We start from the raw sequence: 5,005 nt of genomic DNA, 5'->3' as shown, positions 1-5,005 counted from the left end.
GCGCCATCTGCTCGTCCGTCAGCCAGAAAAGGTTGCTCATGCTCAGGTCTCCTTGCGGAGCCTGAATCACGCCGAAAGTCGGAAATCAATGGGTCTGGAGCCTAGGCTTTGTCGCTGGTTTATTACGGGCCGCGGGAACGCGGCCCGTATGGTGTTCACTACCCGCCAAGAGCTCAGATGTTGCCCACCGACATTTCGCCGGCGATATGGTCAGCTTGGCGAATTGCAAGCGCCACGATCGTGAGCGTTGGGTTCTCGGCCGCGCCGGTGGTGAACTGGCTGCCGTCAGAGATGAAGAGGTTGGCGATGTCGTGGGTCTGGCCCCACTTGTTGACAACGCCCTCCTCAGGGTTCTCGGACATCCGGTTGGTGCCGAGATTGTGGGTCGAAGGATAAGGAGGGGTCGGGAAGGTGCGTGTCGCGCCAACCGCCTCGTAAATCTTGATCCCCTGCTGGTAGGCGTGGTTGCGCATCGCGATGTCGTTCGGGTGATCGGTGAAATGCACGTTCGCCACCGGAAGGCCCCACTGGTCCTTCACGTCCGAGAGCGTAACGCGGTTCGTGGCCTGCGGCATATCCTCGCCCACGATCCACATGCCGGCCATGTTCTCGTAACTGTCGAGCGCCGATGTGAAGGCGCGGCCCCAGCCGCCGGGATTAAGGAACGCCGCCATGAACGGGATGCCGAGCGACAGAGTCTCAAGTTCGTAACCGCCGACGAAACCACGCGACGGGTCGTGACGCGCCTCGTCCTGGACGATCCCGGCCATCGTCGTGCCGCGCCACATGCGGACCGGCTTGTCGAAGCTCGCATAGACCGATCCGGTCGTGTGGCGCATGTAGTTGCGACCGACCTGATCGGAGCTGTTGGCGAGGCCGTTGGGGAACATCGACGAGGCCGAGTTCAGCAGCAGACGCGGGCTTTCGAAGGAGTTGCCGGCGACGCTGACGATCCGCGCCTTCTGCATCTGTAGGTTGCCGTCCTTGTCGAAATACTCGACGCCCGTCACCTTGCCCGACTCGTCGTGGAGTATCCGCGCGACATGGGCGCGCTCGCGAACCTCAAGGTTGCCTGTTGCCTCGCCGCGCGGGATGTCGGTATAGGCGGCTGACCACTTGGCGCCCCACTTGCAGCCTTGGAAACAGAAACCGGTCTGCTGGCACGAGATCCGGCCGTCATAGTCGGCCGAGTTGATCGCCATCCGGCCGGTATGGACTTCGGTGTAGCCGAGCGCCTTGGCGCCTTTCTCGAAGACCTTGAAGTTGTTGTTGCCAGGCAGGCCCGAGCGGTCGCCGGTTCGGGTGACGCCGAGCTTCGCTTCGGCCTTCTCGTACCAAGGCGCCATCTCTGCGGCGTCGATCGGCCAGTCGAGAAGACTCGCGCCCGCGACCGCTCCATAGGTGGTTAGCGCCTTCCACTCATGCTCCTGAAAGCGGATCGAGGCGCCTGCCCAGTGGGTCGTGGTGCCGCCGACAGCCTTCACGATCCAGGCTGGAAGGCCCGAGAAGTCCTTTGCCACGCGCCAATCGCCCGACGTTGTGCGCGGATCGGTCCAGGCAAGCTGGCCGAAGCTTTCCCACTCGTCGTTGATGTAGTCGTCCGGCAGGTAGCGCCCGCCGGCCTCCAGCGCGACAACGCTTACGCCCTTCTGGGCAAGCTCATTGGCAAGAACGCCACCGCCGGCGCCCGTACCGATGATTACGACCACAGAGTCGTCGTTCAGTTCAAAAGGTGCAGCCATAGTTCTGTTCCTCTCCTATGGCTCAGAGCCAGTTGATGTCGTCGAAGCCGCGGTTGATGTAGCCACCCTGGCTGTAGGACTCACCCTCGTAGCCAAAGATCGGCCAGACGGCCTTCTGGTTGTAGAGCCCGGTCACGAGCCCGCCGCGGACCGTCTGGAAGAACAACGCGTCTTCCATGGCCTGTAGCAGCTTCACGCGCTCCTCTTCCCAGCCAACCATGACATAGCTTGGATAGCCGGCCGCCTGCGCCGCGGCATCGAGCGCGGCGACACCCTCGGCGACCATGACCTTCTTGTCCTCGGCGTCGTAGCCTCTCACCGCGATAGCGTAGAACTCGTCGGCAATCCGATCGTGAGGGTAGATGTCGCGCGCCATCTGCAGGAGCGTCGTCATCTGCTCAGGCGCGATGATGGATACCTCCATCGCCCAGCTCGCGTTCGGAGCGGCGATAAAGCCGGCACCCGCGACGGCCAGCATGCCTGCGGCACTGGCGCGTGACAAAAGCGCGCGCCGGGTTAGCCCCCTTGGGCTGGTATTGATCGTCATGAAGTCTCCTCCCTCTGAAGAAAAAGCGCGACCGCTTCCGGCCGCGCGAATTCACTATTTCGTCAACGGAAGCGCCCGCCGCGCTCGATCATTTCGATCTGGTAGCCGTCGGGATCGGTCACGAAGAAGAAGCGCGCAATAACCTCGCCGGCCGGCGCGAAAGACACGAGCTTGCGTGGATTGAATCCCTCGGATTCGAAGCGCGCATGTTCAGCGTCGAGATGATCGACCGTAACGGCGAGGTGACCGTAGCCGTCGCCGAGGTTGTAGGGCTCGGTCCGACCCTTGTTAATCGTCAACTCCAGTTCGAACTCGCTCTCGGGATTGCTCAGGTAAACGAGCGTGAAGTCCGGAAAGTCGAGCCGGTCGGACACTTTCAGACCGAGCGCCTTCTCGTAGAAAGCAACGGAACGGTCCTCATCGATGACGCGGATCATGGAATGGATTGTCTTGGCCACACGGCCCTCCCGAAAGCTGTTTCACTTCTCGGGAAAGGGTAACTTCGGCCATGCGGGGGCTTGGTAGTATGGACTTACTACCACCCCGATTTCTTGCGCGGCAGTATCGGAACCTATTCTGCCGCCATCAGAGATGGCCGCTCAGTCGCAGACGACTCGATGAATACGAGGCACGCACAGCGCAGGAGGGACGTAAAATTCTCGGGTTCGCCGCGCAGTTCAAGAACCTCCGAATGCAGCTTCGAGACGAAGCATGGCGTCGTTACGCCTTCGGAGGCGGCGATTTGGTCGAGAATCATCCAGAAAGAGTGCTCCAGCCGGATGCTCGTACTCTGGCCGTTCAGCCGGAGCCGCCGGGTTTCGCTTGCATAGCGCCGGGGATCCTGCCCGGCAAAGACGTTACACATCGTGCTTCTCCCCCAAGCCTAAGCGAAGACCACTGAAGGGCCGAAACCGGTAAATCGCGACGACACATTGAATTTCGTATACGAAATTTCATACTCTGTCTATTAGGTTGACATATCGGATTCGCTATCGGAGACGGGAGGGAATTTCTCGACTTCCCACGGGGCGCACGAAACGAAGAGGAGCCATGGAGTCGATCACGTCACCCAAGTCGCTCGTCGAGCAGACCTACGAAATCCTACTGAACGCGATCTGCACGGGCGAACTCGCTCCGGGCGAACGCCTCGCGCAGGATCAGATCGCGGCGCAGCTCAACGTGTCGCGCCAGCCGGTGAACAGTGCAATCTCGATCCTCAAGGCCAACCGCTTTGTCGAGGATACCGGGCGCCGCGGGGTCATCGTCGCTCCAGTCGACAACAGCCTTTTCCAGTCGATTTTCGAGTTCCGCGCCGTCATTGAGCCCTTCGCCGTGCAACTTGCGGGTGCGCGACTGCCGAACGACGCTCGCCGCGAAGCCGAAGACGTGGTTCGTCAGGGACGGCAAGCAGTGGAAACCCGCGATGTGCGCGCCTTGCTTCAGGCGGATGTCGAGTTTCATAACATGCTCTACAGGTGGAGCGGCAATCCGGTGATAGAGAACACGATGCGCGGCAACTGGCATCACATTCGCCGCTCGATGGCCGAGGTCTTGCGCGATCCAGGCGCCGCGGCGCCGGTCTGGGACGAGCACGCCGCGATCGCCGAAATGCTACTCGACGGAAGGACGGAGGACGCGGCCGCTCTTATGAAGCTCCACATCACGTTCGCCTACGAAAAGATCCGCGCAGCGATGTCGAACAACGCGCCGGACTAAGTGTTTGACCCCAGGGTTTGATGGTGCGATCCATTCGTCGGAATGGAAGGACACACTACGGGAAAGGTTCGTCACGGCAGCGCCACGATCGAGCTAGCGAGGCGCCAGCGGTTCGAGCCCGCTGGCGAGGGTGTGAATCCCGGAGACAAAATGGACAGCGTAAACGGTCGGATGTTCTGACTGTCGCGGAGTAATATTCCGCATCTTTCGCCTGAGGCAACGAGCTGAAGGCGGGGAGATGTATGCTGTNTGTGAATCCCGGAGACAAAATGGACAGCGGAAACGGTCGGATGTTCTGACTGTCGCGGAGTAATATTCCGCATCTTTCGCCTTAGGCAACGAGCTGAAGGCGGGGAGATGTATGCTGTGGACCTTTACGGACGGGTGCGGCTGGCGTGCCATGTCGGCGGAATGAGCAAGAGCGAAGCGGCGCGGATGTTCGGCATCGACCGCAAGACGGTGGCGAAGATCCTGAAGCACTCGGTGCCGCTGGGGTATCGTCGGTCGAAGCCGCCTGTCCGGCCGAAGCTCGATCGGCGGTGTCAGATGACCCTAGCTTGCGGCGAGGCAGGGCGCCGACTAGCGTCGCTGGTGGTGTCAGACCAATTCGAACCCGTCTCCACAAGGGCAGGATCGCTGTCCCTCATGACGCGCCGAGGCCGCGCCACTCGGCGAGAGCAGCGGCGCGGTTCTTCTTGAAATTCACCCTCGAATAGAAGCTGCGCTCCAAGTTGATATGGTTGAAGACGGAGGCGTGGACGGACGCGAACATCTGCAGACTTCGCATCCTCCGAAATCGCTGCATTGCCCGTTCTCGTCGTCGGAACGGCAGGTGCGAATTCTCCGCCCGATTATTGAGCCAGCGACCAGTTGCCTGGCGGTCGGCCGCACCGACCTCCTTCAATGCGGCGCTATAGGAGCGCAGCTTGTCGGTGACGAAAATGTGCGGGCGACCGTAGCGCTTCATTGATTTCTTGAGGAATTTCAATGCCGCCTTCTT

Annotated in this window: 6 protein-coding genes; 1 reads left to right on the top strand and 5 read right to left on the bottom strand. The window is 61.0% G+C overall.

Annotated features, from left to right (window positions below; genetic code table 11):
- Positions 1–173: 173 nt before the first annotated feature.
- The 4 genes from R5H32_RS20690 to R5H32_RS20675 form a co-directional block, all read right to left on the bottom strand.
- The gene (locus tag R5H32_RS20690; protein WP_318340528.1) at positions 174–1,742 is read right to left on the bottom strand and encodes a GMC family oxidoreductase; all 1,569 of its coding nucleotides are present in this window, start codon (positions 1,740–1,742) and stop codon (positions 174–176) included.
- Between the two features lie 22 nt (positions 1,743–1,764).
- A complete protein-coding gene (locus R5H32_RS20685) occupies positions 1,765–2,289 on the bottom strand; it encodes a Twin-arginine translocation pathway signal (RefSeq protein WP_318340527.1) in 525 nt (174 codons plus the stop codon).
- 62 nt (positions 2,290–2,351) lie between these two features.
- On the bottom strand, positions 2,352–2,747 hold the full coding sequence (locus R5H32_RS20680; protein WP_318340526.1) for a VOC family protein: 396 nt from the start codon (positions 2,745–2,747) through the stop codon (positions 2,352–2,354).
- Positions 2,748–2,860: 113 nt separating this feature from the next.
- The gene (locus R5H32_RS20675) at positions 2,861–3,154 is read right to left on the bottom strand and encodes a ribbon-helix-helix domain-containing protein (protein WP_318340525.1); all 294 of its coding nucleotides are present in this window, start codon (positions 3,152–3,154) and stop codon (positions 2,861–2,863) included.
- A 107-nt stretch (positions 3,155–3,261) separates the two neighbouring features.
- Between R5H32_RS20675 and R5H32_RS20670 the strand changes: the two genes are divergently transcribed.
- The gene (locus R5H32_RS20670) at positions 3,262–4,005 is read left to right on the top strand and encodes a GntR family transcriptional regulator (RefSeq protein WP_318340524.1); all 744 of its coding nucleotides are present in this window, start codon (positions 3,262–3,264) and stop codon (positions 4,003–4,005) included.
- Between the two features lie 643 nt (positions 4,006–4,648).
- Here R5H32_RS20670 and R5H32_RS20665 read toward each other — a convergent pair.
- The coding region (locus R5H32_RS20665) for a DDE-type integrase/transposase/recombinase (protein ID WP_318340523.1) at positions 4,649–5,005 on the bottom strand (357 nt) is incomplete at its 5' end.

The organism is Defluviimonas sp. D31 (assembly GCF_033436765.1).
Taxonomy (GTDB): Bacteria; Pseudomonadota; Alphaproteobacteria; order Rhodobacterales; family Rhodobacteraceae; genus Albidovulum.
The sequence above is the reverse complement of the archived record's forward strand: the minus strand, read 5'-3'. Positions and strand labels throughout refer to the sequence as shown.